Genomic DNA, 3,029 nt, shown 5'->3' on the forward strand with positions numbered 1-3,029 from the left:
ACTATTCTACAGATTTTAAGTATAACCTTATTTGAGAAAGTTCCTGTTTTACAGCTACTTACAAATGTTAATGATGAAACTCAAAACGGTGAATCTCCTAACCAATTGTTGTTGTTTGACTTATAATGGGACAGTAGTGATAAGATAAATATTTTTTTAACTTTCCCCAGGTTTTGGTGTCAGCTTCACTATTTTAGGTTAAACCTTGTGACTTTTGAAACTCTCTTATCTCTCTCTTTGTTCTTGGTCCTAATTTCCCATCTATAGTGCCTGGGTTAAAACCCGCCTTCTGCAAAGCAGATTGTACCTGCCTTACGTTAATTTTATCAAAGTTAAAATCAAAGCCAAACTCCTCTTCGTAAATTCTATTCAATACTTTCCATGTTTTCTTATCTACATATCCAGTTACTTTTACTCCATAATCTTTTTGAAACACTTTTACCGCGCTCCTGGTTCTAAATCCCAATCCTCCATCTATAGTGCCTGGGTCATATCCAATCTCTTTTAAAATCTCCTGAAGGTCTTCAACTTTGGAATTGTATCCATAGATACCACCGAATAATTCCTTTTCTTCAGCCATTTCTTTTTGCAAAATTTTCAATAACAAATCGCACTCTCCACATGAAAGACATATTATGGATAGCAAAAGCATCATAATTATCGAATGGCTTTTTATATATAACATTTGCTCATCACTTTCTTATCTTAACCAAATGACAACCGCACTAATAAAAAATTGAAGCCGGATTAAAAACATAATTTTCAAAATTCTAAACATTATTTCAGCTATCGAAGAGACTGGAAACTCAATAATATAGATTATTATCGGGACGTTAACGCTCTAATTTGGTGCTTTTGTGCCGTGTACGCCTTTTAGATACTTATAATAATCGCTGTCAGTAGTAAGGATTATGGTGCTGGTCTCATCAATTGTCTTTCTATATGTCTCCAGAGTTTTTAAGAAAGAATAGAACTCTGGTGCCTGGTTATATGCCTCGGCATAGATGCCTATTACTTCAGCATCTGCCTTGCCTTTTAACCCCTCAGCTGTTCTATATGCCTCAGATGTAATTAGTTTGAGTTCCTTTCCTCTCTGTCCGTCTATTTCAGCGCGGCGACCCTGCCCTTCAGAGCGATATTGTTCAGCAGCACGCTTCCTCTCGGAAATCATACGATCATAGACTTTTCTCCTTACATCTTCTACATAATTGATCCGCTTAATTCGCACATCAACAAGTTCTATGCCATACTTGGGAGCAAGTTCTTTTGCATCGCGTAAGATTATCTCCTCTAATTTGTTCCGGCCTACTTCTATGCGTTCAAGGGCTTCGTCAGTAATTATTACGTCTTTCCCCACTTCTTTCACCTCGTCTACAATGCGATTGGAATTTCTTACTGTTTCAACAAGAAGGTGACTTGTAACTGCATCTCGGGCGGCAGAATTGATAATGTCATCAATTCTACTATGAGCTCCCATCTCATTGTTCACTGACTGCAGAAATTTCAACGCATCAATAATTTTCCAGCGCGCAGTGGCGTCAACCCAGATATACTTCTTATCCTTGGTGGGAATCTGATTTGGATCGCCATCCCACTCAAGAAGCCGTTTCTCAAAGTAACGCGCCTTCTGGATAAAGGGTTTTTTAAAGTGCAGTCCTGCGGTTGCAATTGGATTACCGACAGGTTTGCCGAACTGTGTGATCACAACTTGTTTCGTCTCATCCACAACATACATCACACCGCTCATAGCTATAAGTATTATTAAGATAATTAAGGCAATAAATACATTCAAAAGTTTTTTCATTATTTTACTCCTCCTTTTTGTCCAAGATTAAGCAGCGGTAATATTGAAGACTGCTTCGGGTCAATTATATACTTTTCTTTTGCATTAGGTAAAACCTCCATCATTGTCTCCAAGTAAAGCCTCTTTTGGGTTATATCCGGCGCTTTCTTGTATTCTGCTAGTACTGTCGAGAATCTCTCTGCTTCTCCTTTTGCCCTGTTTATTTTATCCAAAGCATATCCTTCAGCCTCTCGTATCGTTTTCTCAGCCTCGCCTTTAGCGCGCGGGATAACCTTGTTATACGCCTGCCGCGCCTGGTTGATTACCCTCTCTTTTTCCTGCTTCGCCTCATTGACCTCGTTAAATGCAGGTTTTACCTCATCAGGAGGATTTACATCCTGAAGTTTCACAGTAACGATCTGAATCCCTGTTTCATACTTGTCCAATATTTTTTGCATCTCAATATGCGCAAGGTCATCAATCTCTTCTCTCTTTGTGCTGAGAACCTCATCTACGCTGTAATCACCTACAAACCTCCGCATCACTACTTCGGAGATATCACGAACGTTATCCTCAGGATCTCTGGTATTGAAAAGCAGTTGTACAGGATCTTTTACCCTGAACTGCACAATCCAGCGCACATCCAGAATATTGAGATCGCCTGTAAGCATCAGAGATTCGTCAAGATAAGAACCGGTTGAATATTGGGTTCTTACTCCTGAACGAAGAGTTCTCACGCCAAACTCCTGTTTAAATATACGCTCAACTTTTACAGGGATTACCTTGTCTATTCCAAATGGCAGCTTTACATGTAACCCTGATCCGACTGGCGGAGCAATATATTTGCCAAAGCGCCGCACAACGCCAACCTCATCCGGCCCAATTGAATAGATTGCGCTTTTTAGCAGTATCAATATAAACAGGCCAACGACTATAAGTGGAACTACGCCTCCAAACTTACTAAGCTTTTGCTTCCCTAAATTAATCATACGTTCTAGATCATCCGAACCACTACCACCACCGTATTCCATAACTCCTCCTTTTTATTCTCTATTGCTTTTATAGCTCCTAATATGTTTCCTTCAACAAATAATGGCTTGTCAATAAAACGTTATAGTTTAGTTATAAAAAGTTGATCTTTTCAACTTTTTTTGCATTTTTACTTTATACGTAGAAACGCCACGACAATTCAAGCTCTCTGCCACCTCCTTTCCAGCTTGATTGATATTGATATATAGTATCATTT

At 39.0% G+C, this 3,029-nt stretch carries 3 protein-coding genes; all 3 read right to left on the reverse strand.

Translation table 11 applies throughout. From position 1 onward, the window contains the following. Positions 1 to 193: 193 nt before the first annotated feature. Positions 194 to 685: a peptidoglycan-binding protein gene (locus Q7J67_06840; GenBank protein ID MDO9464994.1), complete on the reverse strand. Its 492-nt coding sequence runs from the start codon at positions 683 to 685 to the stop codon at positions 194 to 196. Between the two features lie 156 nt (positions 686 to 841). Then, a complete protein-coding gene (gene hflC / locus Q7J67_06845) occupies positions 842 to 1,804 on the reverse strand; it encodes a protease modulator HflC (GenBank protein MDO9464995.1) in 963 nt (320 codons plus the stop codon). After that, complete coding sequence (hflK, locus tag Q7J67_06850; protein MDO9464996.1) at positions 1,804 to 2,814, reverse strand: FtsH protease activity modulator HflK; 1,011 nt, start codon at positions 2,812 to 2,814, stop codon at positions 1,804 to 1,806. The genes hflC and hflK overlap by 1 nt, the downstream gene beginning before the upstream one ends. Positions 2,815 to 3,029: the final 215 nt, after the last annotated feature.

Source organism: bacterium, assembly GCA_030652805.1.
In the GTDB taxonomy this organism is placed as follows: domain Bacteria; phylum JAHJDO01; class JAHJDO01; order JAHJDO01; family JAHJDO01; genus JAHJDO01.

Bases quoted from the DNA above. Each gene is read 5' to 3' on its own strand.
- hflC (MDO9464995.1), bottom strand. From the start codon at position 1,804: ATGAAAAAACTTTTGAATGTATTTATTGCCTTAATTATCTTAATAATA.
- Q7J67_06840 (MDO9464994.1), bottom strand. From the start codon at position 685: ATGTTATATATAAAAAGCCATTCGATAATTATGATGCTTTTGCTATCC.
- hflK (MDO9464996.1), bottom strand. From the start codon at position 2,814: ATGGAATACGGTGGTGGTAGTGGTTCGGATGATCTAGAACGTATGATT.